22 protein-coding genes and 1 pseudogene are annotated in these 24,980 nt (G+C 63.4%); 12 read left to right on the plus strand and 11 right to left on the minus strand.

What is annotated here, in order from left to right; genetic code table 11:
* Window positions 1–200: 200 nt before the first annotated feature.
* From OVY01_RS05935 to OVY01_RS05945, 3 genes are all read right to left on the minus strand, one after another.
* A complete protein-coding gene (locus tag OVY01_RS05935) occupies window positions 201–2,045 on the minus strand; it encodes a site-specific integrase (RefSeq protein WP_267846393.1) in 1,845 nt (614 codons plus the stop codon).
* Between the two features lie 1,330 nt (window positions 2,046–3,375).
* The gene (locus tag OVY01_RS05940) at window positions 3,376–4,335 is read right to left on the minus strand and encodes a ParB/RepB/Spo0J family partition protein (protein WP_267846395.1); all 960 of its coding nucleotides are present in this window, start codon (window positions 4,333–4,335) and stop codon (window positions 3,376–3,378) included.
* A gap of 13 nt (window positions 4,336–4,348) precedes the next feature.
* Entirely contained in the window at window positions 4,349–5,518 is a 1,170-nt protein-coding gene (locus tag OVY01_RS05945) for an AAA family ATPase (protein ID WP_267846396.1), read from the minus strand.
* Window positions 5,519–5,656: 138 nt separating this feature from the next.
* Between OVY01_RS05945 and trfA the strand changes: the two genes are divergently transcribed.
* The 3 genes from trfA to OVY01_RS05960 all read left to right on the plus strand — a co-directional run bounded on the left by trfA (window position 5,657) and on the right by OVY01_RS05960 (window position 9,307).
* On the plus strand, window positions 5,657–6,574 hold the full coding sequence (gene trfA, locus OVY01_RS05950) for a plasmid replication initiator TrfA (RefSeq protein ID WP_267846397.1): 918 nt from the start codon (window positions 5,657–5,659) through the stop codon (window positions 6,572–6,574).
* Window positions 6,575–7,602: 1,028 nt separating this feature from the next.
* Window positions 7,603–8,433: a ParA family protein gene (locus tag OVY01_RS05955; protein ID WP_267846398.1), complete on the plus strand. Its 831-nt coding sequence runs from the start codon at window positions 7,603–7,605 to the stop codon at window positions 8,431–8,433.
* Window positions 8,426–9,307 (plus strand): ParB/RepB/Spo0J family partition protein, encoded by an 882-nt coding sequence (locus OVY01_RS05960; protein ID WP_267846400.1) that lies wholly within the window; start codon window positions 8,426–8,428, stop codon window positions 9,305–9,307. The genes OVY01_RS05955 and OVY01_RS05960 overlap by 8 nt, the downstream gene beginning before the upstream one ends.
* A 41-nt stretch (window positions 9,308–9,348) precedes the next feature.
* Here the strand turns inward: OVY01_RS05960 and OVY01_RS05965 are convergent, their stop codons facing one another.
* The gene (locus tag OVY01_RS05965; protein WP_267846402.1) at window positions 9,349–9,738 is read right to left on the minus strand and encodes a hypothetical protein; all 390 of its coding nucleotides are present in this window, start codon (window positions 9,736–9,738) and stop codon (window positions 9,349–9,351) included.
* Between OVY01_RS05965 and OVY01_RS05970 the strand changes: the two genes are divergently transcribed.
* The 5 genes and pseudogenes from OVY01_RS05970 (at window position 9,737) to OVY01_RS05990 (ending at window position 13,824) form a co-directional block, all read left to right on the plus strand.
* Window positions 9,737–10,108 carry a YunG family protein gene (locus tag OVY01_RS05970; RefSeq protein ID WP_267846403.1) on the plus strand — a complete coding sequence of 124 codons (372 nt, stop codon included), beginning with the start codon at window positions 9,737–9,739 and terminating at the stop codon, window positions 10,106–10,108. The genes OVY01_RS05965 and OVY01_RS05970 overlap by 2 nt on opposite strands.
* A gap of 208 nt (window positions 10,109–10,316) precedes the next feature.
* A pseudogene (locus OVY01_RS05975) lies at window positions 10,317–10,541 on the plus strand (serine hydrolase); the annotation flags it as partial.
* 118 nt (window positions 10,542–10,659) lie between these two features.
* The gene (locus tag OVY01_RS05980) at window positions 10,660–12,372 is read left to right on the plus strand and encodes an ABC transporter transmembrane domain-containing protein (protein WP_267846405.1); all 1,713 of its coding nucleotides are present in this window, start codon (window positions 10,660–10,662) and stop codon (window positions 12,370–12,372) included.
* 46 nt (window positions 12,373–12,418) lie between these two features.
* Window positions 12,419–13,426, plus strand: coding sequence for a quinone oxidoreductase family protein (locus OVY01_RS05985; RefSeq protein WP_267846406.1), 1,008 nt, complete (start codon window positions 12,419–12,421; stop codon window positions 13,424–13,426).
* Window positions 13,427–13,677: 251 nt separating this feature from the next.
* Complete coding sequence (locus OVY01_RS05990) at window positions 13,678–13,824, plus strand: hypothetical protein (RefSeq protein WP_267846407.1); 147 nt, start codon at window positions 13,678–13,680, stop codon at window positions 13,822–13,824.
* A gap of 50 nt (window positions 13,825–13,874) precedes the next feature.
* On the opposite strand, the gene poxB is transcribed toward OVY01_RS05990, so the two are convergent.
* Window positions 13,875–15,596: a ubiquinone-dependent pyruvate dehydrogenase gene (gene poxB, locus OVY01_RS05995; protein ID WP_267846408.1), complete on the minus strand. Its 1,722-nt coding sequence runs from the start codon at window positions 15,594–15,596 to the stop codon at window positions 13,875–13,877.
* 57 nt (window positions 15,597–15,653) lie between these two features.
* Complete coding sequence (locus OVY01_RS06000) at window positions 15,654–16,043, minus strand: hypothetical protein (protein WP_267846409.1); 390 nt, start codon at window positions 16,041–16,043, stop codon at window positions 15,654–15,656.
* 342 nt (window positions 16,044–16,385) lie between these two features.
* On the opposite strand from OVY01_RS06000, the gene OVY01_RS06005 reads away from it, so the two are divergent.
* Window positions 16,386–16,655 (plus strand): hypothetical protein, encoded by a 270-nt coding sequence (locus tag OVY01_RS06005; RefSeq protein ID WP_267846410.1) that lies wholly within the window; start codon window positions 16,386–16,388, stop codon window positions 16,653–16,655.
* A gap of 173 nt (window positions 16,656–16,828) precedes the next feature.
* On the plus strand, window positions 16,829–18,325 hold the full coding sequence (locus OVY01_RS06010) for an AarF/UbiB family protein (RefSeq protein WP_267846411.1): 1,497 nt from the start codon (window positions 16,829–16,831) through the stop codon (window positions 18,323–18,325).
* Here the strand turns inward: OVY01_RS06010 and OVY01_RS06015 are convergent.
* Genes OVY01_RS06015 through OVY01_RS06035 form a run of 5 tightly spaced genes read right to left on the minus strand, consistent with a single transcriptional unit; the run spans window position 18,264 to window position 22,691 of the window.
* Window positions 18,264–19,226, minus strand: a complete 963-nt coding sequence (locus OVY01_RS06015) for a VOC family protein (RefSeq protein ID WP_267846412.1) — start codon at window positions 19,224–19,226, stop codon at window positions 18,264–18,266. The two genes, OVY01_RS06010 and OVY01_RS06015, sit on opposite strands and share 62 nt — an antisense overlap.
* Window positions 19,223–20,128, minus strand: a complete 906-nt coding sequence (locus OVY01_RS06020) for an SMP-30/gluconolactonase/LRE family protein (protein WP_267846413.1) — start codon at window positions 20,126–20,128, stop codon at window positions 19,223–19,225. The genes OVY01_RS06015 and OVY01_RS06020 overlap by 4 nt, the downstream gene beginning before the upstream one ends.
* 5 nt (window positions 20,129–20,133) lie before the next feature.
* Window positions 20,134–20,625: a cupin domain-containing protein gene (locus OVY01_RS06025; protein ID WP_267846415.1), complete on the minus strand. Its 492-nt coding sequence runs from the start codon at window positions 20,623–20,625 to the stop codon at window positions 20,134–20,136.
* Window positions 20,622–21,101 carry a DoxX family protein gene (locus OVY01_RS06030; RefSeq protein ID WP_267846418.1) on the minus strand — a complete coding sequence of 160 codons (480 nt, stop codon included), beginning with the start codon at window positions 21,099–21,101 and terminating at the stop codon, window positions 20,622–20,624. The genes OVY01_RS06025 and OVY01_RS06030 overlap by 4 nt, the downstream gene beginning before the upstream one ends.
* Window positions 21,102–21,113: 12 nt before the next feature.
* Window positions 21,114–22,691: a GMC oxidoreductase gene (locus OVY01_RS06035; RefSeq protein WP_267846420.1), complete on the minus strand. Its 1,578-nt coding sequence runs from the start codon at window positions 22,689–22,691 to the stop codon at window positions 21,114–21,116.
* 289 nt (window positions 22,692–22,980) lie between these two features.
* Here OVY01_RS06035 and OVY01_RS06040 point away from each other — a divergent pair, with 289 nt between their 5' ends.
* Window positions 22,981–23,358: a copper resistance CopC family protein gene (locus tag OVY01_RS06040; RefSeq protein WP_267846422.1), complete on the plus strand. Its 378-nt coding sequence runs from the start codon at window positions 22,981–22,983 to the stop codon at window positions 23,356–23,358.
* A gap of 465 nt (window positions 23,359–23,823) precedes the next feature.
* Window positions 23,824–24,978: an MFS transporter gene (locus OVY01_RS06045; RefSeq protein WP_267846423.1), complete on the plus strand. Its 1,155-nt coding sequence runs from the start codon at window positions 23,824–23,826 to the stop codon at window positions 24,976–24,978.
* Window positions 24,979–24,980 lie beyond the last annotated feature (2 nt).

Consider the following 24,980-nt stretch of genomic DNA (forward strand, 5'->3'; position numbering starts at 1 on the left):
TCAGATTACCCCATGCCTGCCCGCAGCGCTGCCGCCGCGGCGGCCTCTCTGGATTTTCTCCGCGCGTCATCGGCATCACGTCGCGGTCTTATCCACCGACATTTCCGCAGACCGCGCCACGGCCACTCGGCGGCATGTCGCCGCTCACCGATTCACGACGCTTTCGTCCGTTCGAAATAGGTCTCCCTCGCGCGAATTCTTTACCGTAGCGTCGACGTCGCATACATGGCGGGTGTCGCCGCTGACGCATGCCCGAGATTTTCCTGAACGACCTCGCGCGGCATGCCGGCCTCGATCGCGTGCGTGCCATGCGCATGCCGAAGCCAGTGCGCCGATGCCTCGGCCAGGTGGCGTGCGGCGCGGGCATCGCGCGGCGCCAAATGTCGCGCCGCATCCGCGAACAGCTTCTTGAAGGCCGCCGCGAGCGCCGCCGCGCCCAGCGCGGGGCCCCCCGTCGCGGACAGACGCCCGATCAGCGGCGTACCCGCTGCGCATTCCAGCGGATTCGCCGGCAGGCCCCGAACGGCGAGATACCGCCGCAGCGCGCCGATCACCCCGGTGTGAAGGCGCACCGCGCGCATTTTGCCGGTCCTGCCTGCCTTGCCGGGCACCTCGAGCACCCAGGCCGAATCCTCTGCGTCATCGATCAAGCCGGGTTTCAGTTCACCGAGCGTTGCGCTCGCCATCTCCGCGAGGCGCATTCCCGTCGCATAGGCAAGGGCAAGCATGAAGTTCGCACGGGCGCATGCCATTCCGTCCAGACGGTTCTGGACATGATCGACGACCGCGGCCCATTGCGCCCGCGTCAGGACACGAGGCGTTTTCTTAGCCGGGGGCGGCCGTTCGATGGCCGCAAGCGTGGGATTCTCCTTGAGATAACCCTGCTCCACGAGCCACTGGAAAAGCGCGCGTAAGACGCCCAGGGCGGTCGCCCGGCTTGCCGGGGCCAACGGCCCGGCAAACGGCCGCCAGTCCGCCGACCAGCGCGGCGCCGCGCGCTTGCCGCGCCAGTGCGCGGGGAGATCCGAGAGAAAGACCTGATACGCACGCAGATCGGCGCCATCCAGGGACGAGAGCGGTTTGCCGCGTTCGAAGACACTCCACAACACGATCCGTTCCGCCTGCGTGCGATACGAGCGCCATGTGTGGGAACCGGAAGGCCGCACGCACAGCCATGCCTCGATTGCCGCCAGGTCATGCCCGGCACCGCTGAGATTGCGACCGTGCGGGGCGCGGTTGAGTCCGTCGGCCCCCGACATCGCAGAAGGCAGTCGCAGCGCGTCCATGGGGGCCAGTTGCGAAAGCGACAGGCGCGCGGCCATCAGCGACGCCCGCGCCTGTTGCCGAATCGGCGCCAGTGCGCGTTCCTGTACGGGCGGCGTGAGACTATCCGCGTGGGCGGCCAGCCATCGTACGATGCGTGTTGCGGCGCGTGGTCCCACGCGCGGTACCTGACGATACCAACGGTGGCCGTAAGCGTTGATCATGTCCACGAGTTGCGCGAGCGTGACGACACCCACCGAGCGCAAACGCGCGGCGCTCGCGGGATCGAGCCACCCCTCCACCGCATGACTGCTGGCGGGCGGTTCGGCGATGGCATCTTCCAGTCGCCGCAACGCGGCGAAACGGCGCGCGCGCAAACGCGTTTCACGCAGTGCCTGCCGCGAGCGAGCCGGGTCGGCATGGGCCTGTTGGTAAAGCGTTAGCAGTTCGGCCTCGCCAAAGACGCCGTCCGCATCGACGTTTTCCCGAAACGCGTCCAGCGAAAGGGCGTCGCGGTCCGGCGGTCCGTCGCCTTCCAGCCGTTTCGGCAGACGCAGCAGCCGTACGGCCTCGCGATCGTGCATGCGGCGTGCGGCTGCGGCGAGTTCGTCCTGCAACCAGATCAGCGTCGCACGGCAGACACGGGGATCACGCCCGGTATTGAGGTAGCGGTCCGCGAGATCGGTCAGATCGATCGCGTCCGATCCTTCCAGATAGGCACGATAAAAGGCGAAGTGCGAAAACCCGAGTCGACGCGGCTTGCTTGTCAGGACCGACTTCACGGCGCGCCCGTCGCGTGCGTCGCATCCGATGCCGCGCCCTGATCAATTGCATGCATGAAAAATCTCCTTGGGCCGAAACTCGGCTGTTATCGCGGTGCCACGATCACCTTGCCGCACGGCAAGGACGCCGGTCGATGCGCTCGAAACGCCTTGCTGCATAAGGCTCCAGGTCAATGTGATCGATGGTACCAAGAACTCGGGTAAAAAATCGACGTTTATGATTATTTTATAATCATAAACGGTTTGTGATTTTTGCACGTTGAACGAGGCTGCTTGCCGCCCCCATCGATGGCTCCACTCCGGGATGCGAAATGGGAGCGCGCGGATGGGCAGATGCGCATTCGCTAGGATGTTTCACCGGCTAAGCAGAGGACAGTGTCCCGCCCTGTTGCGATAAGATTTCTTTTACGCACAATCGCGTCCCTATGGGCCGAATCGTGAAATCCGTATGGCCAATAACGCGTTGGGCAATGCGCAGTGATAAAGCCATCGCGTCGCCACGGCGCTATTGAATGGGGCGCCGGAAACTGCTGCTGGACCTATGGCGTCGCCACTTGTTTGGTGGCCCGGTGTCCGCAACACCAGGGGAGGTATGCCACTGAGGATGACAGAAGTCTGGGAAACGATGGAAACCATCGCTCGCTGACCGCCTGGAATGCACGGAATCGCTAATCGAGGCACCGCCTTATCCCGCCATGATGTCTACGGCGCACAGGTCGGGCTGGCAGTCGGCATCGAAGCCATGGCTTCGTTTCACGTACATTTCAAGTCCGTCGCCAGGGTCTGTACCAGCCCGGAGATCCGCATGAGTTAACCCGGGTTAACTTTTTTGCTCTGGCCTGACGCAGACTGCATCCCTTTGCGCTACTTCGATCCCGCATCGATATGGAGAGCGCAGAGCGCGGCCGGAAGTAAAACGGGGACGCGAAGAGGAAAAGGTGTGATCTTCGATCACGGCTGTGACGCTATCCGACCTGCGTTGTGCGCGACTAGCGGCCTGCAGTCAGGCTTATTTCGAATTGAAACGGCAGAAAAGTTAACCCGGGTTAACTTGACCGACAGGGGAATCGACTATCGATAGGACGCGCTGGGCAGACAGCTGCCAAAACGAATACGTCGACGCGTCTCCTTCACGCCTCGGTTACCTGCGCTTGACAGAGCTATTGGCGTTCGGTCGGCTCCGGGGACAGCAGTGCTTTGACCTATCGGCGCCCCGTTGCCGATTCTGCGTCCGACCTCACCAAGAACCGAGCGCACAGTACGTCTTACAGACGATGGGCGTTTCGAGAGAAGTTAACCCGGGTTAACTCCCCGCAGCGCACGCGCTTCGTTACCGCTCCCCTTTACCACTCCCGATTTGCGCCAGATAGGCTTGCAAACCTTCGAGCTGCTCCGGGCTCAATTTGTTTTTACCGATATCGATCCGTATGGCCTTGTCCGTTTCGGTCCACTCGCAGACACCGAAGTTAACCCGGGTTAACTTTCTCTCCGGCAGGTTGATCAACATCTCGAACACCAATTTCGCATTGAGTCCCGACCCGCGCGCCCGTTTGGCGGCCTGCACCACGGCCTCCGAGTCCACATCGATGACGCGGCGCAGGGTCGTGGCCCATTTCGGTTGAATGTCGTTGGGCGAGGGAAAGGCATCCACAACCGGCTTGGGCAAATCCGCAAGGGCGCTGTAACGGCTGAGCAAGGCCTTGGTTTTCCCCAGCACCGCCGCAACTTCCGACCAGTTTCGATACAGCTTCAAATCGATCGCACGTTTGTAATGCATCGCCAGTTCATAAGCGGAAAGATCCTTTCGTTGATCGTTCTCCCGGCTCATTTCCTCGAACAACTCCTTGTCGCTCATGTTCTCGCGGATCGTCGCCAGCACGGGAAGATCCAGCTCGAGGCAAGCACGATGACGGCGGTGACCGAACACGACTTCCTGCACGCCATCCTCGGTAAGGCGGATCTTGATCGGCTGGACATTACCGCCCGCGTTGGCGATTTCAAGTTTGAAGGCTTCGAAATCCGCACCTTCCATCGACTGATCGATGCGGTTGGCGAATTTCGACAACCTGATGGTTTTGGGATCGATCTTTCGCGTGGGCAACGACCCTTCGTGGAGCGCGAGTTTCTCGCGGGCCTCGCGAAGATCTTTCTCGACCTTGCCGAGCTCGCCGGTGAAATCCGTCACGGTATTCATCGCCACCCGCGGCGCGCGCCGGGAAAAACTCGGCAGCATGCTCGGGTCGATCGCGGCGGCCGCCAGGCGTGCGGCCTCGTCTTTTTGTTTGCTCATGCGCTCCCTTCTCCTATTCCCTCACCCAAACGCGCCGGATCTGCGCTTCTACCTGGTCCACCGCCGCATCGTAGGCGACGCGAGCCGTCTGATAGGTCTTCGCGCTGCCCGTGTATTTCGTGATGTCGTACACGGTCGAAAACTTGGTGCCCGACGAACTCGACACCACCGTCTTCGGAATCTCGCCCGTCATCAACTTGTCGCCATAAGCGACCTTTACCCACTCGCGCACCACGCTCTCGTTCACATTCCCCTTGCCTTCCGTCATCGAAAGCAGCACGTTGATGAATTTCCAGGTTTTGCCGCCCCCCGCCTGTTCCGCGATCGACGTGGCAAGCCCGGAAAACAGGGTCCAGAACTGGCTGGAACTCGCGAAGTCCATTCCGCGAGGCGGAATCGGCATGATCAGGCCGTCGGCGGCAAAGAACGCGTTGAGGGACAGATACGACAGCGTCGGCGACGTATCCACGAGCATCACGTCGTATTCATCACGCAGATCGTCGAGCCCCCGGTTCAGCACGTCGTAAAACCTGAAACCGGCTTCGCGCTTCGACTGCCGGCTGGGAATGTGAAACTCCGCGGCAAAGGCAACGGGGCTGCAGCCGACGATATCGAGACCATCCCAATAGGTCGGCTTCACTGCATATCGCAGCGACGTCTCATCTCCCGCGCAGAGCGGCAGAATCGTGTCCTCTTCCTGGATTTGCGTGTCGGGCAGATAGCCGCATAAACTCGTCAAGGAACCTTGCGGGTCCAGATCGATGCACAGCACACGATAGCCAAGCAGCGACAGGCCCTGCGCCATGCACATCGTCGTGGTCGTCTTGCTGACGCCCCCCTTGCTGTTTCCAGTGGTAACCACCACCGCCTTGTCGCCCGGCTTGCGCTTGTACGAACGGCCGTACGCCCTGGCCCAAATCCGCGCTTCGGCGAGCGAGAAATCGCGCTTGGACTTGTTGATCTCCTGGCCCGTGGGCAGATCGCCCTTGGCAAGCCGGCGCGTCAGCGCGCTGCGATCGATACGGCACAACGCGGCGAGCTGCGTGACCGAAAACGTGGGCGACTTCTTCACATAGTCGGGCGAGAAAATGCTGTTCCTTACCCGTTCGACGACGTCGGCCACGCGATTTGCCTGGTCTTCGATGTCCTCGATGGTATATCCCGAGCGTAAAGGGTCTATCATTTAGCTGATCCGATCAGATATTCTTGTTGTAGCGTAAAAAAGTGATCGCACCTAGAATACTCGATTAAGAGCACCAGTCAAAGCTGAATGACCTTGAAAAAAATTTCCGGCCTGATCTCACCCGAATTCTTCGCGCCGGTGGACGCGACCGAGCCCGTGGCGCCGAAGGAAACCGCGCTCGATATCGCGACGCGCCTGGAAAAAACCGCAGCGTCCCGCAAAGTCCCGCCGGCGCCGGCCCAGCCGGGCGGAAGGGTGCAGATCCCCCTCTGGTCGGACGAACATCGGCCCGTTCTACACGATCTGGTGCGTTCCGCGCTTTTCACCTGCGGACAGAAGGACGCTCGCAAGGATTTAAAGGCCAATCCGATCTACGCGCTCGAGCATATCCGGATTACGTACACCGGCGAGGAACTCAGGCAACGTGATTACGATGTCTATCTGCAAATTCTCCATCTGTCGCGTGGCATAACGGTTGATGGTCGGCAGGAATGGGTGGAGTTCGATGCGCGCACCCTGATAAAACAGCTGCGCTGGACGCAGAACTCGCGCAGCCTCGTGGAATTGCGGGAAACCATCCGGCGTCTCACCGCCTGCGCCCTCGAAGTCGCACGGGCGAGGACACGCACGAGTCCTCCCGTCATCTACGGCGGCCCCCTGTTGTTGAAGTACGCCGGCGCGCAGGAAGGAAGCTTCGACGAGGTGACCTTCTGGAAAGTGCAGATCAATACCGAAGTGGCGGCGCAATTGAAGCCTGGCGACTATACCCGCATCGACTGGCACGTTCGCGCCCAACTCGGTCCGCTGGAAAAATGGCTCCACGCTTTCTATTCGACCAATCAGGCGCCCTATCCCATGAAGGTCGAAACCATCCACAAACTGTGCGGTTCGCGGATGGCTGAGCTGAAATCCTTCCGGCGCGCGATCAAATCCGCGCTGCAGCGCCTGACCGACGTCGGTTTCCTCGCGTCCTGGCAAATCGATACCACCGACAAAATCAAGGTCACCCGTAGTCAAATGGTCACCCTGGACAGCCCGAGCGTCGACCAAGGCTAGTCAATTGGTCACCAGCCTCTTCTGAATCACTTGATAATTCATAGTCAAATGGTCACCCATCGACGGAACGGCGGTGACCATTTGACTGAACGCACGCCGGTTTCGTGGTCTCTCGTCTCAAAAGACAAGTCAAATGGTCACCGCGACCGCATCATTCACGGTAATGGGTCAACAAATTGAGATCATGAGATTAGCTGATCTCCTATTGACACGCCGGGGAACCGACACAACTGACATTGGCACTTATCCACAGGCATAAGTCAAATGGTCCCCCCTACAAGTCAGTTGGTCACCCGATCTCGTCAATTACTCCCCAAAACAAGTCAGATGGTCACCGTATCGAGTCAAATGCTCACCCAGGGGTTTTTTAAGCTATTGATATAAAAGGGGAAAAATGAGTTATCCACAAGTGCTAGAAGGTTTTTAGAAGGTCTTTAGAAACTTTTAAGTCCGCTTCGCGGGTGTTTAAAAAAATTGAACCAAAACACCGAACACTCACGATTTGCAATAACGAAAAATCATGACACTCAACAACCGCAGTGTGATTTGTCAATTGGGTGTCTCGGGGACCATTTGACTGAGCAATCTGGGGTGATCGGCGTAAATCAGGCATCGAAAAGTCGTTGTCTGCGGTTCAGGAGTGTCCAAAGTTTGGACACTCCCTATCCACGTGAAAAACGAATGAATGTTCGGTAATTCAAGCTTCTGAAATCAAACCGAGCAGGACAATGTACTTGCATCAAAAGCGAGTCCGAAAGCTTCGTATCGATAAAATACGGGACGGTTCACGCTGTGCTCTGAATTGCCTATCGACTGAAATAAAACGCTAGAAAGTGAGTGGGGCGGATAGAAGTAGTTTGTATTTACCGCATTTCTCGTTTCGCTAGAATCTCGCAATACATAAAAACGTGTCATCACAAGGCATTTGCCTGCTTACATCGCCGCGGTATCATCCCTTCGGATAGGCCCTTTACAGACCCCTCTATAGCCGGTATCGTGCACCTACAACAACCATACCGTACACGATCATGGGAACGTTCGATCACACGCGAGTCATTGCGATTGCCAACCACAAAGGGGGCGTTGGTAAGACGACGACCGTTGTCAATCTCGCTGACGCCTTTGGACGCTCGGGACTGAAGGTATTGGTCGTGGATATGGACCCCCAGGCCAATGCCAGCCTTCACATCGGCAAAATGCATCCAAGCCGGGTCGATCTTTCCTGCGCGCAGTTATTGCTCGCGGCGGGCGTCGACAAGCTGCCGCAGGCCGTGCATGAAGATACCTACCTTGAAAACGTCTCGCTGATCTACGGGTCTCTCGCGCTTGGCCGAGTCGAGGAGGAACTGAAGGATCAGACGCCGCGACCGTCCGAGGAACTTCGTACAAAACTCGAAACGGCGGACGGTATTTATGATGTTATCCTGATCGACTGTCCGCCGAGTCTGAAGCTGCTGACAAGCAACGCGATGGCCGCTGCGACCCACATCATCGTTCCGGTGGAATCTGGTTCGCAGTACGGACTATACGGTGCGGAGGATCTTCTCAAACACATCGAGAAGATCAAGCGGATCAATCCGACCTTGGCCTTGCTGGGTGCGTTGCTGGTTCGTCACGATGAAAGACAGACGGTCTGCAAGCTTCTCGAAGTCACCGCCCGGGAAACCTTCGGCAAGATATTGCCGGTTCGAATTTCAACCAGTACAAAGGTCAATCAGGCAGCCGTCATGCAATCGAGTCTTCACAAGCTGGATCGTTCCGCGAAGGTATCGCGCGAATACCGTGAACTGGCCGACGGTCTGATCGCTACCCTGGGCCTCAAACCGGCGCCGGCGGAAGAGGAGGTGGAAAATGGCTAAAAGCATGAAGGCAATGTTGGAAGCCCGCGCCGCCGAAAACACGAAGCGACATCATGAAGCGGTGTATGCCGACGATTTCGACGTGGGCAGGCAACATGTCAAGGTGGAAGTCGAGGGCATCGAACGCAATCCCTATCAGCCGCGCATCCACTACGCCGAAAGCGCGGTGCAGGAGCTGGCGCTCAGTATCGAAGCGGTGGGTTTGCTGCAGCCGATCACGCTGCGCAAGGTCGATGACCGCTACCAACTCATTGCCGGCGAGCGCCGTCTTCGCGCCCACAAGGTTTTGGGAAGGACGCACATCGAAGCGCTGGTGATTTCCGCCAACGACGAAGAGTCGGCGTTGCTCGCGCTCGCGGAAAACATGGATCGCGCGGATCTCAGCGATTTCGAAATCGGTCTTGGGATCCGGCAAATCCAGCTCGAGTTCCCGCACCGGACAAAACTTGCCGAGCATCTGCGAATCCAGCGTTCGGATCTCTATCGCTATCTTGCGTTCGATGCGTTGCCCGATGAAGTGAAGGATCGACTGCGCCTCAATCCCGCACTGATTTCACGCAGCGCCGCAACGGATATTGTGAAGGCGTTGAAGGAGGGTGAGGGAACGCCCGAGGAACGTCTGGGTCGCCTGCGCAAGGCTTGGGAAAAACTTGAAGCGGGAAAACTCGAGCAATCGAAGGTCGCGCGTTTTGTTGCCCGGCCTCACGCCGAAGCGTCGGGCAAACCCCGCCCCGTGGTTCTATACCAGAAGGGCGAGAGAATTGGATCCATCACCGCCGGAGATACGCAACTTGTCGTCAAGATCGCGACAGCGGCGCTGTCGGAAGATCAGCGGCGGCAACTCAGCGACTTTGTCGTCGATTTGTTTCGCTGATCTGTCCAAACTTTGGACATTCCCCGGGCGTCAGCCATGGATCAGCCGTTGCCACTGGCGGTTTCGCCCGGGCGTTCTTCGTGAACGGTCAAATCGCGAATCCGACGGAAAGCGGGGTTCTCGTGAAGCAGCCGTGCCTGAACATGGGCGAGCATCGCCTGGCCAGCGAGATAGGACGGGACGCCCGTGATGACCTTTTGCGAAACCGGAATAAAGGCATCGGGTGAGTCAACCGAGTTATGGGAAAAATCGACAACGTAATCGGTCAAGCGCAAACTCCGTAAAATAAACGTCAACAATCGTTGCTGCGCCTGCATCTTATCAAGCATGCCCGATTTCGAAACGGACAAATCGTAACCGTTTGCCACGGATACGCGGTTTTGCCGTCCTGCCACCTCGTCAAGCCAACCAAATAGCCATATGACCACCATGACGGATTTCGCAACGCCTCTCGATCTCTATCGCGCCCTGTCGACCGTTTGGTCCGGTGACACCGCCAGTCCTTCCGAAGGGTGGTCCGCAGCGAATCCCGCCCGCAATCACTGCGGCGTGACGTCCCTTATCGTGCAGGATCATTTCGGTGGCGAGATTCTCAGGACGCAAACCTCGGGTGGCACGCATTTCTACAATCTCGTCGACGGCAGGAAATGGGATTTGACCGTCAGCCAGTTCGCCGAACCGGTCCCCTTCGACGACACGCCCGCCTCGCGTGAAATGGCGCTCGCCGACACGAGCGAGGAGAAATATGCCTTGCTCACGGAACGCCTCGCAGCATGCCGCGCAACCTCCGGATCGGCCTGAAGCTCCTGCGCAGGCTTCTTGATGGCGCAGTGACGCTGGCATGTCCCGGGCAATGCATCCGACCGGTGCCGGATCGTCCACGCGCACGGTCGCAAGACGTCTCGCCACGGTGTTCAACGGACCGATCGATATGATGCAAGTCGAAACGATCTCCGCGCTGCGGCGGGCGGCGCAGCTCTCGATAGACCATGAAACGCCCTGGGAGCTCTGTATGATCGCGCCGTTCTACGGTTATCCGATATGGTTGAATGGCGAGCGCCGCGTTTTCCCCAGCGTACCGGCCGTCGGTTGCTTCGCGACCGGCGCAGGCGGATCGTTCACCTGGATCGAACCGGAGCGCCAGATCGCGGTCGTGGTCCGCTGGATCGATCCCGCGCATGCGGATGCTTTCTTCGGACAGATTTTTATGACGCTCGAGCGCGTCCAGGCATAACGCCCGTTGCTCATCCCGTTCGGAATACACCATGTCAGTCGCACCCCGGAAAGGTCTCCCTCTGAATGCGGCGGCGCAGCCGCGCTCCCGTGAGGTCCGCAGGCGGTCATCGTTTAGGGTGTTGATCCCGTTTGTCGGCCGATACGTCTGGCAGGCCGCCGCTGCGGGCGTGGCGCTTTTGAGCGCCGCAGGTCTGGTTCTGGCGTTGGGACAGGGCATGCGGCACTTGATCGATCATGGTTTCGCGAGCGGCAGTCAGGCGCAACTCAACCACACGGCGCTCGCGATGTTCGGTGTCGTGGCCGCCCTGGCGGTCGCGACCGCCTGTCGGTTTTCGCTGGTCAGCTGGCTGGGCGAGCAGATCGGCGCCGATATCCGGCGCGCGGCATTCAACCACGTTCTGTCGCTGTCGCCCGCCTGGTCGGAGACCGCGCGCAGCGGCGATGTGCTGTCGCGCCTCATTACCGACACCACGTTACTGCAGGCACTGACCGCCTCGTCGCTTTCGCAATGGCTGCGCAGCACGGTGCTGCTGGTCGGCGCGCTCGCGATGCTGGTGGCGACGAGTCCCTTGCTGTCGCTGCTGGTGCTGGCGGTCATTCCGGTCGTGGTGCTGCCGTTGATCGTTTTCTCGCGGCGCGAACGGCGCCTCTCCCGCATGACGCAGGAACGTCTCGCGGATCTCGCCGCGATGGCCGAGGAAGCCTTCGGCGCCCTGCGCACGGTGCAGGCGTTCAATCAGGAGCCGCAGGTACGGCATGCATTCTCTGACGCGATCCAGGAGGTCGTGTCGGCCGGGCAGGCCCGGGCGCGCTCCCGCGCGGTCGTCATGCTGATCGTCATCCTGCTGGGCTTTGGCGCGATCACGCTGGCGTTGTGGGTGGGTGGGCACGAGGTGCTGGCCGGCAGGATGTCGGCGGGCGCGTTGTCGGCGTTCGTTTTCTATTCCATCACCGTCGCCACCGCCGGGGCGGGCTTGAGCGAACTGTGGGGCGATCTCCAGCGCGCCGCAGGTGCTGCCGACCGGATCGCCGATCTGCTGTCGGAACAACCTGCCATCGCCTCGCCGGCGCAACCCCTTCCGCTGCCGGTGCCGGCCCGCGGCGCGCTGGCATTCGATCAGGTGACGTTCTTCTATCCGGCGCGACCGGACCGTGCTGCCCTGCACGACTTCACGCTGCACGTGCGCCCGGGCGAAACCGTCGCGCTGGTGGGACCGTCCGGGGCGGGCAAGACGACGGTCTTCCAGTTGCTGATGCGTTTTTACGATCCGCACGCGGGCACGGTCTCTTTGGACGGCGTCGATCTGCGCCAGGGAGACCTCGCAGCGCTGCGCTCCCTGGTCAGCGTCGTGCCGCAGGACCCCGTCGTGTTCGGCGCAGACGTCTGGACCAATATCCGGTTCGGCCGCCCGGATGCGAGCGATGCGGACGTGCGGGCAGCCGCCGCAGCTGCCTCGTGCGATTTCGTCGCGGCGCTTCCGGACGGTTTCGACACCTTTCTGGGCGAGAAGGGCGTGCGCTTGTCGGGCGGGCAACGGCAGCGTCTGGCCATCGCCCGGGCGATCCTGCGCAATTCTCCGATCCTGCTGCTCGACGAGGCCACCAGCGCCCTCGATTCCGAAAACGAGCATGCGGTGCAGGAAGCGTTGCGCCGGCTCGAGACCGGTCGTACGACCGTCGTCATCGCCCATCGCCTGGCCACCGTCCGGCGTGCGGACCGGATCGTGGTGATGAACGGCGGCCGGATCGAAGCCATCGGTTCGCACCAGGCGCTGGTCGCCGAGGGTGGGCTGTATGCCCGCCTGGCGGCGCTGCAGTTCAAGGATTAGCCTTCTTTACCGCATCGTTATCCCACCTTTACCTGTCGAGCTCCCCATGACCGCTGAAATTGCTCCTTCCAGACTGCCCGAAACGATGCGCGCCGCGATCGTGCGCGGGAGCCGCGTCGGTGTCGAAGAAACGCATGTGCCCCGGCCCGCCGCGCAGGAAGTGCTCGTTCGTGTGCATGCCAGCGGCATGAATCGCGCCGACCTGGCCGTGGCCTCGGGCGGACAGCACGGCGGCGTCGGCGGCGACGGCACGGTGGTGGGCATGGAATGGGCCGGCGAGGTGGTGGCGCTGGGCGCCGAGGTGCCATCGACGCTCGCCCTCGGGGACCGCGTGATGTGCTCCGGCGCGGGCGGATACGCGCAGTTCGCGGTCTGCGATCACGGACGCACGCTGCCCGTCCCGGACGCGATGGATTTCATGACGGCGGCGACGTTGCCGATCGCTTTGCAGACGATGCACCAGGCGCTCACCGCGAGCGGGGGATTCATCGCGGGCCAGTCCGTGCTGATCCAGGGGGCAAGCAGCGGGGTCGGCCTGCTGGGCCTGCAGATCGCGAAGGCGCTGGGCGCGAAGACGGTGATCGGCACGTCGACGAACGACGCCCGCCGCGCGCGGCTCGCCGATTTCGGCGCCGATCTCGCGCTTGATTCGCGCGACGCGGCGTGGCCGCAGCGGGTACGGGAGGCGACCGGCGGCGGTGTCGACCTGATCATCGATATGATCTCGGGCGAGACCGTCAATGCGAGCCTGGCCGCGACGCGGATCTGCGGGCGCATCGTCAACGTCGGGCGGCTCGGCGGCGCCCGGGCGGCGTTCGATTTCGATCTGCATGCCTTGCGCCGCATCGACTATGTGGGCGTCACGTTCCGTACCCGTTCGCGCGAGGAAATCCGTCTCATCGTCGAAGGCGTGCGGCGCGATCTGATGCATCTTGTGGCGGACGGTACGTTGCGCCTGCCGATCGACCGCGTGTTCGCCCTCGGCGACGCGGCGGCAGCCTTGGCGCACATGACGGCGAATGCGCATTTCGGCAAGGTATTGCTGCTGCCTTGAAGTGCGATGTGCCACGTGCGGTGCATCGTGAATCGGAGGAGGGTGACGCAGCGGGTGTGCGGGGGTCTCGGTAGCGCGTTTCAATACCGATATGCGGGAGATTACCGCGGTTGTTCGTCGGATCGGCCGGAAGGGCGATTTGCTACGATGGCTTCGTCGTGGAAGTCTGTCCGCGACGCAAAGCCGGGATGCGACCCGGAATCCGGCCACGCGCTGCGTGCGACCGGGACTGACATCCTCAGAGAATCTTCATGTTGAGCGCTTTCGGCATCGTGGCATCGTGCAATGTTCTGTTCGTCGCCTGGCGCGTGTGGGTCGCGCATCGCCACCCGCGCGATGCCGCACCGCGCGAGCTGGCCGATACGGCGCCAGCCGGGCACGTCACGACGACGGTGTAGCCGGTGGCGTGAGGTACCGGCGCGTGGTGGGCGTGTCGCGGGTTCTTCGCCTAGCGCAGATTGGTTTTCACCACATCGACGATCTCGTCGCCGCGTCCGTTGAGGATCGCCCGCAGCATGTAGAGACTGAAACCCTTGGCCTGTTCCAGCGCCACCTTCGGCGGCATGGCGATTTCATGTTTCGCCGTCACGACATCCACCAGTGCGGGTCCGGGATGGGCGAATGCCGCACGCAGCCCGTCCGCCAGCTCGCTCGATTCCTCGACGCGAACGCTGAACAGTCCTGCGCCTTTCGCGATCGCGGCGAAGTCGGTCTTGCTCAGGTCGACGTTCGTATCGAGATAACCGGCCGCCTTCAACTCCATGGAAACGAAGCCAAGCAGGCTATTGTTGAAGACCACGATCTTGATCGGTAGCGCGAGCTGCACGGCGGTAAGGAGGTCGCCGAGCAGCATCGACAGCCCGCCGTCACCCGACATCGACACCACCTGCCGGCCCGGATGCGCGGCCTGCGCGCCCAGCGCCTGCGGCATCGCGTTCGCCATCGAACCGTGATTGAACGAGCCATGCAGTTGCCGCTTGCCGTTCATCGTCAGATAGCGCGCCGCCCACACCGTCGGCGTGCCGACATCGGCCGTGAAGATCGCATCGTCGCTGGCGATTTCGTCGATCAGCCGGGTAAGGTATTGGGGGTGGATGGCCTTTCCGGGATGCGAAGGCGTGGCCAGCGCATCGAGTTCCTTGCGTGCCGACGCATAGTGACGCAATGCATTGTCGAGGAAGCGCCGATCGGGTTTCGGACGCAGCTTGGGCAGCACCGCGCGTACGGTTTCCCTGACGGTGCCGACCAGGCCGAGGGCGAGGGGCGCACGGTGGCCGAGTTGCGAGCCTTTCCAGTCTATCTGAATGACCTTCGCGTGTTGCGGATAGAACGGCCGATAGGGAAAGTCGGAACCCAGCAGCAGGAGGGTGTCGCACGATTCCATCGCGTGATAACCGGAACTGAAACCGATCAGCCCCGTCATGCCGACGTCGAACGGGTTTTCCCATTCGACATACTGCTTGCCGCGGAGGGTGTGCACCATGGGCGCGCCGAGACGCTCGGCGAGTTCGAGGATCTCGGGATGCGCACCCGCCGTGCCGCTGCCGCACATCATCGTCACCGCGCTCGATGCGTTGAGCAGGGCCGCGAGGCGGTCCAGGTCGGCTTCGGCGGGCAGGATGGTCGCGGGCGCGGTCTCGGACCAGTCCGGCGTTTCGGCCGGACCCTCGCCCAGCGCGACGTCACCCGGCAGCACGATCACCGCCACGCCGCGCTCCTGGATGGCGGTGCGCATCGCCCGTTCGAGCACACGCGGAAACTGCGACGCATTCGTGACGAGTTCGACGTAGTGGCTGCACTCCTTGAACAGTTCCTGCGGATGCGTCTCCTGGAAGTACCCCAGGCCGATTTCCGTCGAGGGAATGTGCGCGGCGATGACCAGGACCGGTTGGTGATTCCGGTGGCAGTCATACAAGCCGTTGATCAGGTGCAGATTGCCCGGCCCGCAACTGCCCGCGCAAACGGCCAGCCGGCCGGTGGACGCGGCCTCGGCGCCCGCCGCGAATGCCGCGACTTCCTCGTGACGGGTATGCATCCAGCGAATCGCGCCGAGTCGATCGAGGCTGTAGGCAAGGCCGTTCAGGCTGTCGCCCGTCACGCCCCAAATTCGCTCCACGCCCGCGGCGGCCAGCTTTTTCGCCAGGAATTCGGCGATCGTATGTTTTGGCATAATCCGATTCTGCAATAAGGTTGCATGCGTTACCGGTCTGCCCGCGCGGGAGATCGGTCAGTCGCCTTCGTCGTCACGCAGGCCGTGGGACCGGAGCGCCTGCGTATCGGTCAGCAGGCGCCTCAGGACCTCCTCCGTGTCGGCCTCGAACTCGTTGCCGCCCACCCGGATCCGTATCAGGCGCCCTTCGCGCGCCTGCATCCAGACCGCGGCATTGTCCGCCAGTTGCGGCCCGATGGGCTGCCCGAGATGGATGACGAATTCGCCCATGAATCCCGTGTTCCCGCCCATTCGGTCCATCGTGAAGGAGACCGCGCTCATGCGCAACCCCTCGGCACGGACCTGATCATAGAAGTGCCGCAGGCCGACCTGGTAATCCCGGCTGAAGATGGGGTCGTCCGCTTCCGCTCGGACGAATTTCAGACGGATGGTACCTGGCGAAGACATGACAACTGTTCCGGGTAAAAGGAGGGGCCTTTGCGGCGAGGCGGGAAGGCGACGGTGCGTAGAGAAACCGCACATGTCTGACCGTCAGTTTACCAGGGAGAGGGGTTCACGCGGCCATATCGGCCGTGGATCGGGCGAGATCGGAAAGGGTGGGTCATTTGCGCAACAAACGCGTACGCGCGGACGATCGTCTGCACGCTCGCGTCCATCGCGAAATCACGTGGGACATGGTTTCGGCGTTACTTGCCGCCAGAACCGCCCGCGCCGCCCGCTCCTCCTCCCGCAGCGCCGCCGGCCCCGCCTCCGGCGGCACCGCCGGTGCCGCCGCTGCTGGACCCGCCCATGCCGCCGCCCATGCCGTTCGTCCCCGTGGACATGCCGGTCGAGCCGCTGTTCATATTGGTGGACGTGCCGGCCGCACCCGTGCCGCCCGTCGAACCGGTACCGGAAGACATGTTGCCACCCATCGTGCTGCCGGTGCTGCCGCTGCTACCGGCGCCGCCGGTGCTTTGGGCGAATACGGCGCTGGACACGCCGAGTGCGCAGACAGAGAAAAACAATGTAGAAACGATTCGCTTGCAGGACATGGTGAAGCTCCTTTCGGTTGTATGACGCAGGGGATGATGCAGCGTCCGGACCTTGACAACCTCGCAAGGCGTGTTCCAGGCCGGACGATTGCCGCCGTTACCGGGAAAAGGTCCCGGTGCCGCGTGGCGCGATCGGGCCGTGCCGGGCGTGGTAAGGTAGAGCCGCCTCACTTCGCCACTCGAGCACAGGAAACCGTCATGCGACGTCTTGCGACCCTCTGGCGTCTGGGCGCCTTGTTCGTCACCGCCAGCCGGGGGGCGCCGCATGGCGGGCCGCTGCAGGGCGTCCTGCGCTCCCTGGCGATGCAATCGCGGCGTCGCGAGGCGATGGCGAGCACGGCGTCGGCGCCGCCGCTGCACCATCTCTCGGGAGTCGTGGCGCTTGCCGCGCGCGCGCTCGAACGGCATCCCGCGCTGGCGGAGGCGGCGGTTCGGGTGGCATTCGCCGAGATGGGGGCGCTGTCCGAACCCTACGCGCCCGAGGCGACGCGCGCGGCCCTGCAACGGGCGCTGCCCGGTCCCCGTTTTCAGGACATCGCGGCGTTGAGCGCGGCACCTGTACGTTGCGGTATTGCCGAGCAGACGCATTCGGCGCGGCTGGGCGCGGCGCCGGTGAGCATCACGCTGCTGCGCATGGACATCCGCGCGCATCTCGCCGACGACCTCGATCTCGCCGAGCGGGCCGCACGTTTCGCGCAATATCGTTCGCGACGGGCCCGGGCCAGCGGTTTGCGGGCCTGGGTGGTAACGCTGCGCGGCTCGATTCACGCCATGCTGGACCTGCGGCAGCGCGCGGCCGATCAGAGCTTCCTGCGCTACAAGCTCCGCGACGACGCCCGCGTGCTCGTCCCCGAAGTGCTCTGGGACTATTGCAACGAGACCGTGTTGACCACACGTGCGGTGCGGCATGTGCCCGTGACCGATGCCGCCGCATTGCGCGCCGCGGGTCTGGATCCCGCCGCGCTGATCGCAGTCCTGATCGAATGTTTTTTCGAGATATCGATGGGCGCGGGTATGGTTCACGCGGGCCTCGACGCCGCCGGCGCGCGGGTCAGCGTCGAGGCCGATACGCTGGGCCGCCTGGTGCTCGACGCCGAGACGCCCATGCTGTTCATGGCCGCGCACGAGCGGGGGTTTCTCGTGACGGCGGCCGATGCCCTGCTGCGGGGCGATCACAAAACCGCCGCCCGCGAGCACTTCGAACAGGGCCGGCCGGCGCGGCCCCATCCCGCGCACGAGGTGATGGTGGAGACGACTTACCGGCGCGCCGCGGAGCGGTTCGCCACGCCCGAGGCGCGCCGCGGCACGAGCGTGGCGGCGTTATTGACGGCGCTCGGCCAGGGAACGCTGGAGCATGCGTTCAGCGATACCCATATCCGTATCGCCTCGCGCGCGGCCTTGCTGTCGCGCTCCGTGGCAGCCATCGAGTCGATGGCTGCCCGGCTCGCTCCCGATCTCGATGTCTGGGACATCGTCCGGCGGGTGCTCGCGCGCCTGATGGCCGACCAGTTCACGGCACATGGCCTTGTCGCGCAGATGACGCAGGAAGTGATGCGCTGGCCGCACACGCTGCCGCGTGTTCCCCGCCTGCTTGCCCAGCAACTGAGCGCCGCTGCCGCACGGCAACGCTCGCTCAGCGGGTCAGCATCAGCAAATGCCGGTCCGGGTCGCGGATCAGCAGCGCATCCGGAGTAGCGGCCTCGACCGGCAGGCCGAGGGCCGTCCAGGCGCGCCGCAGCGCGTCGAGATCGGCGACCCGGATCACGAGCCGGTCACTGACGACGTCGTGCAGACCCGTCGGGGGCGGATGTCCGGTACGCGGCGCGAAACGGTAGCCGAGCAGTTCCAGATGCGGCGCATGTCCCGATGCGGTCTGAAGTCCCACCACGTCGACCCGTACCCCGTCGAGTCCGTCGAGATGGTCCTGCCCGATGCCCGTGTTGCATTGCCGGCTGGCGAGGGAGAAACCGAGCCATCGTTCATAGAACCGGACGCTCGCCGCGGCGTTCGCGACGCTGATCGCGGAATGATCGATGCCGGCAGGCTGTGCATCCCTCGCGTCACCGGGCCGCGCGGGGAAACCCAGCAACTCCACCGGATGCCCATCGGGATCACGGAATTTGAACGCGGTCACGCCGCCGCTGCTTTCCGGCAGAAGGATGGGGCCGGGCGTGCCGTCGCCGCGATGCGATATGGCCCGCGGCAAGGGCACGCCGGGGTCTGGCCGGTAAAGGCGGGCGAACGCCTGGCCGAGATCGGGGCAGCGAATCGCGAAGTGCTGGAACCAGAGGTCGTCCGCGCGACTGTCCTCGGAATGGCCCGCGGCCGTCACGCTACCGACGCCCACCAGTTCCAGTTCGCTCGCGCCAAGCTGCAGACGCTGCCGTTCGAGCGGCTGGCCGGACGCGCCCCACAGACAGGCGAGCGCGGGGTCGAGCGTTTGCGACGGACCGCACCGCACGAAGCCGAGTCGCGTTTCGTAAAATGCCGTGCTGCGAGCGAGGTGCCGCACGTTGCGCGACAGGCGAACGATGCGTGCCCGGACGCCGCTCGGTGTCGTAGGAGCTTCGGGGGTCGCCGGGGGGGACGGGGTCATGGAAAGGGCAGGCCCCGGCAGTTGAGGTAGATGGCATAGAGCGTATGCGAGGCGCAGATGAACAGGCGGCTACGGTTGCGCCCGCCGAACGCGAGGTTCGAGACCGTGAACGGTACCTTGATCTTGCCCAGAAGGGCGCCGTCGGGCGCGATGCAGTGCACGCCGTCGGCGGCGCTCGACCAGATACGGCCGGCCTCGTCGCAGCGAAATCCGTCGGCGAAACCCGGCGCGATCTTGTGGAACAGTACGGGCGCGCCGCAGTGCTCGCCATCGTCGGACATCGTCATGACGCTGATATGCTGCACCGGTTGCTCGGCGAACTGCGCGCCGCTTTCCGAGACATACAGGCGGCGCTCGTCCGGCGAGAAGCACAGGCCGTTGGGGCCTTCAAACGCCTCGCTGACGACCCGCAGCTCGCCGGTGGCCGGGTTCAGCCGGTACACGCAGGCCGGCCGTTCGGCAATCTGTTTGCCGCCTTCGTAATCGGTCTGGATGCCGTAGGGAGGATCGGTGAACCAGATCGTGCCGTCGCGCTTGACCACGACATCGTTGGGCGAGTTCAGGCGCTGGCCCGCGTAGCGTTCCCCCAGCACGGTCACGCTGCCGTCCCACTCGGTCCGGGTGATGCAGCGGTGCTGGTGCGAACAGCTTATCAGGCGCCCCTGGCGGTCGCGGGTATGGCCGTTGGCGAAGCCGGATGGCTGGCGGTAGACGCTGACTCCCCCGGACTCGGTCCAGCGCAGGACACGGTCGTTGGGCAGGTCGCTGAACAGCAGGCAATCCGCGTCGCCGAACCACACCGGGCCTTCCAGCCAGCGGAAACCGTCCGCCAGCTTCTCCAGCGGTGCGTTGGGCAAGACGCACGCGCGGAAGCGGGGATCGATGATGTCGAAGCCGTCCATCGGCATCAGCGCAGATGGCCGGGCCGGTGAACCGGCGCGACGTGAAGTTGCACGGTCATCAGGCGGGCAGGTTCGCCGCCGATCGTTCCCGAGCGGTGGCCCTTGCGTCCGGCCGCGTCGGCAATGCATCCCTGGTCTTCGCCGAATGCCAGCTCGCCCGGGCCCATCTCCACACGGGTGCCGTCCATGGCCTCCACCCACCAGCGCCCCGAGAGCGGGACGATCCATTGCGGCGCGGGATTTTCATGCCATTCGCCCACCCAGCCAACGGGCTGGATCGTGAAAACCGTCGTCGCCTGGCCGCGTGGCTGCGGGTCGTTCCATTGCGGCGCGGCCGCGCCGACGCCCTTCAGCGTGAAGTGCTCGAGCATGCACCATGCATGGTGGCTGACGCCTTGTTCATCGGTCCAGAGATGCCAGTAGCCAACCCGGGGCGGATTGGCAGGGTCGTTCGCATCGTTCGGAGGAAGCAGGGGGGCATGCAGGGTTTCGGTCATTGGGTCGCTCCAGAGGGCGGGGGATTGCTGGCGGCGTAGGGAGCGGACGACAGCGGGGCATGCAAGACCGTCGTGGCCGGCACCGGAGCGCCGCCGATGACGAGCAGCAGCAAGCCGCCGGTCAGTCCGAAATTTTTCAGGAAATCCCAGAAGTGGCTGCGTCCCGCCCCGTCCTGCGACCAGAAATCGGGATACGACCAGAATGGGTGGTAAAGCAGCGCGGTAACCACGCAAAAGCCCGCCAGCACGAACGCGGCGATGCGGTCGTACCAGCCGGTGACGATGCACACCGGCGTGACGAATTCCACGATGATCGCCAGCACCAGCATGAAGGGCGCACCCGGCAGGATCGACGATTTCGCCTGCTTGAGGGCGTCACGCCAGTGGACGATCTTGTCCAGCGCGCTGAAGGGAAACATGATGACCAGGCAGAGCCGGGCGATGAAGGGCAGGGCCAACAGATCGAGGGTATGCATACGGATCGCGGCTCACAAGGGGGGAAGCGAGGCGCCCAGGCGCGCGCCGATGCGGTCGGCGACACGCAGCGCGTTGGCGATGATCGTCAGGGTCGGGTTCACCGCGCCGATCGACGGGAAGAAGCTTGCATCGCTGACATAGAGGTTGTCGAGTTCATGGGCCTTGCAATCGAGATCGAGCACCGAACTCGCCGGGTCGGTGCCGAAGCGGGCCGTGCCCGCCTGATGGGCGGTGCCGCCAATCGGGATATTCTTGCCCAGATACAGATTGCGTTCCATGAAGGTGGGATGCGCGCCGGACTGCGTGAGCAGATCCTGCAGCTTTTGCCTGAGCAGGTGATGCGCTTCCATATTGCCTTCCTGGATGTCCAGCACCACGCGCTCGCCGTCGTAGCGGATGCGATTTTCGCTGCGGGGCAGATCCTCGCTCGACAACCAGAAATCGATCGAATGCCGTGCCATCTGTTCGAACGGCATTTCGGGCAGCCATTCCAGCCAACCGGGCAACGCTTCGCCACGAATCTGATCCGCATGCGAAGTCGCGCACATCTGGATCAGCCCCAGCGGAAACGCGAAGTCGTCCGCACCGAAGTAAAAATCGCTGAGCGCCAGCGTTTTCTGAAACACCGTGTCGTGGGGCTCGCGCATCAGCGCCATCAACACCGACTGATTGTGCCGCATATAGTTGCGACCGACCTGATCCGAGCCATTTGCCAGGCCCTTCGGGTGCCGTTCCGTGCCCGAGCGCAGCAGCAGCAGGGCCGACGACAGCGCGCCGCAGGCAACCACGACGATATCCGCGCTGAATCGTATCGTCTCGCCGTCGCGCGTCGCCTCCACCGCGGTGACGGTGGTGCCGCTGTCGTTGGTGAGCAGCTTCGTCACATAGGTATTCGTGAGCAGCGTGAAGTTGTCGTGCCTGGCCAGGGTGGGATCGACGCACATCACCTGGGCGTCGGCCTTGCCGTTCAACAGACAGGGAAAACCGTCGAAGGCATCGCACCGGATGCAGGTGCTGGTCGGGGTGACGCGGCCATCCTTCTCGTCGAGCAGGATGCCCAGCGGCAGGTGGAACGGGTGATGTCCGGCCTCGCGCAGCGACGCGTCCAGGCGCTGGATGCGCGGCTCGTGCGAGACGGCCGGGTGGGGATAGGGCGCGCTGGCAGGCGGTTCTGTCGGATCCTCGCCGCGTTGACCATGGACATGGAACAGCTTCTCCGCCGCGGTGTAATACGGCTCGAAGTCCTGATAATCGAGCGGCCAGGCCGGCGAGACGCCGTCCTTGTGCGGCAGTTCGCCGAAGTCTCTTTCGCGCAGACGCAGCAGCGCGGCGCCGTACACCTTGGAATTGCCGCCGACGAAATAGTGCAGGCCCGGGCGGAATTTGCGGCCATCGGCGCCGTACCAGGTTTCCTGGGTCTGATACGCGCCGTCGACGAAGACCGTTTTCGAATCCCAGTTCGCCGGTTCCCGTTTCAGATAGTCGCCTCTTTCCAGCATCAGGATCGACTTTCCGGTGCCGGCCAGGCGGTGCGCGAGCGAGGCGCCCCCGGGGCCGCTGCCGATGACAATCACATCGTAACGAGTCATATATGAGGAGGTAGGTGCCAGGTAACGAGGGAAGTGGTCGGCGGCGCTGTCGCGCGCTGCGGCCGGTTCGTCCAGCCAAGCGCGGGAATTGCATCACCATGCGAAGAGCGACCCACGCAAGGCGCATACCTGTATGGCGAACGTAATGCCCGGTCCATGTCCTGCGGGAAGCGTGCCGCCCGTCATATAATCGATGCACAGGCATCAGGCGGGTAGCAGATGCCCGCGCTCTGGCGCGGACGCATACCGGACCCCTGCTGCGCTGTTCTCTGCCACAACGGAAATATCTATGACGATCCTGCCATCCACCGCCGCCTTCACACGCGGTGCCGCCGCCTTGCTGTTGCTGGCCGGCGCCCAGCTGGCGCACGCGCAAGCCAAGCCGATCACGCAGATTCCTTCGCCGGATTCGACGATCGCCGCCGCGCCGAATGAAATCGAGATGGGCTTCAACAAGGAACTCAAGCCGCGCGGCAGCTCGCTGACCTTGACCGATGCCCAGGGCAAATCGCTGGCCAACGGCAAATCCCATCTGAGTCCTACCGACAGCAAGACCATGACGGTCGGTGCACGGAAATTCGGTCCCGGCACATATTCGGTCGCATGGGTCGCGGTCGCCGTGGACGGCCAGCGTACCAAGGGCAATTACGTATTTACCGTGAAGTAAACGCGGACCCGCGCCATCGTTTCCGTCGAACGGCGGTGCGGGCATTCGCCCACTTGCGTCCTGCGCCCGCCGTTGGCGACCGAAGCGTGAACCGGCGGGCGATGCGCCAGGGCGCACCTGCCCGGCACCAATCCTGTTCCCCCGCTTTGCAAAGCATGTTTCCTTGTTTGGTGTTTCGGCCGGGAAAAAGCATAGTATGAGCCCGCGATGCGCACGCGGCCGGCATGGGGCGGCGGCGTGGCATCCGCCTCATCGATGCCAGGAAAAACGTGCCGGCGCCTGCTCAGCCCTCCCGAAAACACCGCGACAACAGCCGTCGTATCGGATTCGCCGCGTTCATCGGCACGACGATCGAATGGTACGACTTCTACATCTACAGTACCGCATCGGCACTGATCTTCGGTCATACGTTCTTTCCGCCGGCGCGGGATCCCGTCTCCGGCCTGCTCGGCGCGTTCGCCGCGTATGGCGTCGGCTTCTTCGCGTCCGCTCGGCGGCATCATCGCCGGGCATTTCGGCGACCGTATCGGCAGAAAACGGGTGCTGGTGTATTCGCTGATGGCGATGGGCGTCGCCACCTTGCTGACCGGACTGTTGCCGACGTATGCATCGATCGGCCTGTGGGCGACGGCGCTGCTGGTGGGACTGCGGCTGCTGCAGGGCATCGCGACCGGCGCGGAATGGGGCGGGGCGTCCCTTCTTGCCGTCGAGCACGCCGGTGCGAGGCATCGGGGCTTGTTGGGATCGTTCACGCAAGTGGGCTCCGCCGCGGGCATGCTGCTCGCCTCCGCGACCTTTCTCACGGTCCGGTCCGTGCTCGATCCGTCGGTCTTCGACGCCTGGGGCTGGCGCATGCCGTTTCTGCTAAGTATCGTGCTGGTAGGCATCGGCGTCTTCGTGCGGCTGAAACTCGAGGAGCCGACGGTTTTTCTCGACGTCCAGGCGCAGGAACGAATCGTCGCCCATCCGGTGGCCGAGGTGCTGCGGCACCATGCGCGCGCCGTGTTCGTCACGATCGGACTGCGGCTCGTGCAGCCCGCGATGTACGCGATCCTGACGACCTATTCGATCAGCTATCTGCATCTCAGGCGCGGCGACACGCGTTTCGCGCTGGGCGCCGTGCTGGTGGGCTCGGCCGTTGCAATCGTCGCCACGCCATGCTGGGCCTGGCTGTCCGACCGGATCGGCCGCCGCGGCCCGGCGCTGTTCGCGATCATCGGCATGGGCATTCTGGTGTGGCCGTTCTTTGCGTTTCTCGACGGCGGCAATCTCGCCTACCTGCCGCTGGTCGTCGCCGTCGCGTTGGGCGTCTTCGACGCGGCAATCTACGCGCCCGGCGCGGCGTGGTTCGCGGAGCAGTTTCCGGTCGAGGTGCGGTATAGCGGCGTGTCGCTCGGCTATCAGGTCGGTACGCTGATATCCGGGGGGCTGACGCCGTTCATCGCGACCTACCTGTATGCGGTGGGCGGCGGCGCGCCCTGGCTGATCTGCGGCTTCATTTCCTTCTACGCCGTCCTCAGCCTCGCCGCGGCGCTTGCCGCGCAGGACCCGGTACGCACCGACAGGCTCCCGCGCGCGGCATCACCCGCGCGGGAGCGGGAAATCGGGGACCTCGCGTGATC

Origin of the sequence: Robbsia betulipollinis (assembly GCF_026624755.1) — a bacterium.
Taxonomy (GTDB): domain Bacteria; phylum Pseudomonadota; class Gammaproteobacteria; order Burkholderiales; family Burkholderiaceae; genus Robbsia; species Robbsia betulipollinis.

What these genes read in the sequence shown, in the direction of transcription:
- OVY01_RS06040 (WP_267846422.1), top strand. Translation starts at nt 22,981, where the DNA reads ATGACGATCCTGCCATCCACCGCCGCCTTCACACGCGGTGCCGCCGCC.
- OVY01_RS06015 (WP_267846412.1), bottom strand. Translation starts at nt 19,226, where the DNA reads ATGACCCCGTCCCCCCCGGCGACCCCCGAAGCTCCTACGACACCGAGC.
- OVY01_RS05965 (WP_267846402.1), bottom strand. Translation starts at nt 9,738, where the DNA reads ATGGTGGTCATATGGCTATTTGGTTGGCTTGACGAGGTGGCAGGACGG.
- OVY01_RS05985 (WP_267846406.1), top strand. Translation starts at nt 12,419, where the DNA reads ATGACCGCTGAAATTGCTCCTTCCAGACTGCCCGAAACGATGCGCGCC.
- OVY01_RS06030 (WP_267846418.1), bottom strand. Translation starts at nt 21,101, where the DNA reads ATGCATACCCTCGATCTGTTGGCCCTGCCCTTCATCGCCCGGCTCTGC.
- OVY01_RS06010 (WP_267846411.1), top strand. Translation starts at nt 16,829, where the DNA reads ATGCGACGTCTTGCGACCCTCTGGCGTCTGGGCGCCTTGTTCGTCACC.
- OVY01_RS06035 (WP_267846420.1), bottom strand. Translation starts at nt 22,691, where the DNA reads ATGACTCGTTACGATGTGATTGTCATCGGCAGCGGCCCCGGGGGCGCC.
- poxB (WP_267846408.1), bottom strand. Translation starts at nt 15,596, where the DNA reads ATGCCAAAACATACGATCGCCGAATTCCTGGCGAAAAAGCTGGCCGCC.
- OVY01_RS05940 (WP_267846395.1), bottom strand. Translation starts at nt 4,335, where the DNA reads ATGAGCAAACAAAAAGACGAGGCCGCACGCCTGGCGGCCGCCGCGATC.
- OVY01_RS05955 (WP_267846398.1), top strand. Translation starts at nt 7,603, where the DNA reads ATGGGAACGTTCGATCACACGCGAGTCATTGCGATTGCCAACCACAAA.
- OVY01_RS06025 (WP_267846415.1), bottom strand. Translation starts at nt 20,625, where the DNA reads ATGACCGAAACCCTGCATGCCCCCCTGCTTCCTCCGAACGATGCGAAC.
- OVY01_RS06000 (WP_267846409.1), bottom strand. Translation starts at nt 16,043, where the DNA reads ATGTCTTCGCCAGGTACCATCCGTCTGAAATTCGTCCGAGCGGAAGCG.
- OVY01_RS05945 (WP_267846396.1), bottom strand. Translation starts at nt 5,518, where the DNA reads ATGATAGACCCTTTACGCTCGGGATATACCATCGAGGACATCGAAGAC.
- OVY01_RS06020 (WP_267846413.1), bottom strand. Translation starts at nt 20,128, where the DNA reads ATGGACGGCTTCGACATCATCGATCCCCGCTTCCGCGCGTGCGTCTTG.
- OVY01_RS05990 (WP_267846407.1), top strand. Translation starts at nt 13,678, where the DNA reads ATGTTGAGCGCTTTCGGCATCGTGGCATCGTGCAATGTTCTGTTCGTC.
- OVY01_RS05960 (WP_267846400.1), top strand. Translation starts at nt 8,426, where the DNA reads ATGGCTAAAAGCATGAAGGCAATGTTGGAAGCCCGCGCCGCCGAAAAC.
- OVY01_RS06045 (WP_267846423.1), top strand. Translation starts at nt 23,824, where the DNA reads ATGGCGTCGGCTTCTTCGCGTCCGCTCGGCGGCATCATCGCCGGGCAT.
- OVY01_RS06005 (WP_267846410.1), top strand. Translation starts at nt 16,386, where the DNA reads ATGCCGCCGCCCATGCCGTTCGTCCCCGTGGACATGCCGGTCGAGCCG.
- OVY01_RS05970 (WP_267846403.1), top strand. Translation starts at nt 9,737, where the DNA reads ATGACGGATTTCGCAACGCCTCTCGATCTCTATCGCGCCCTGTCGACC.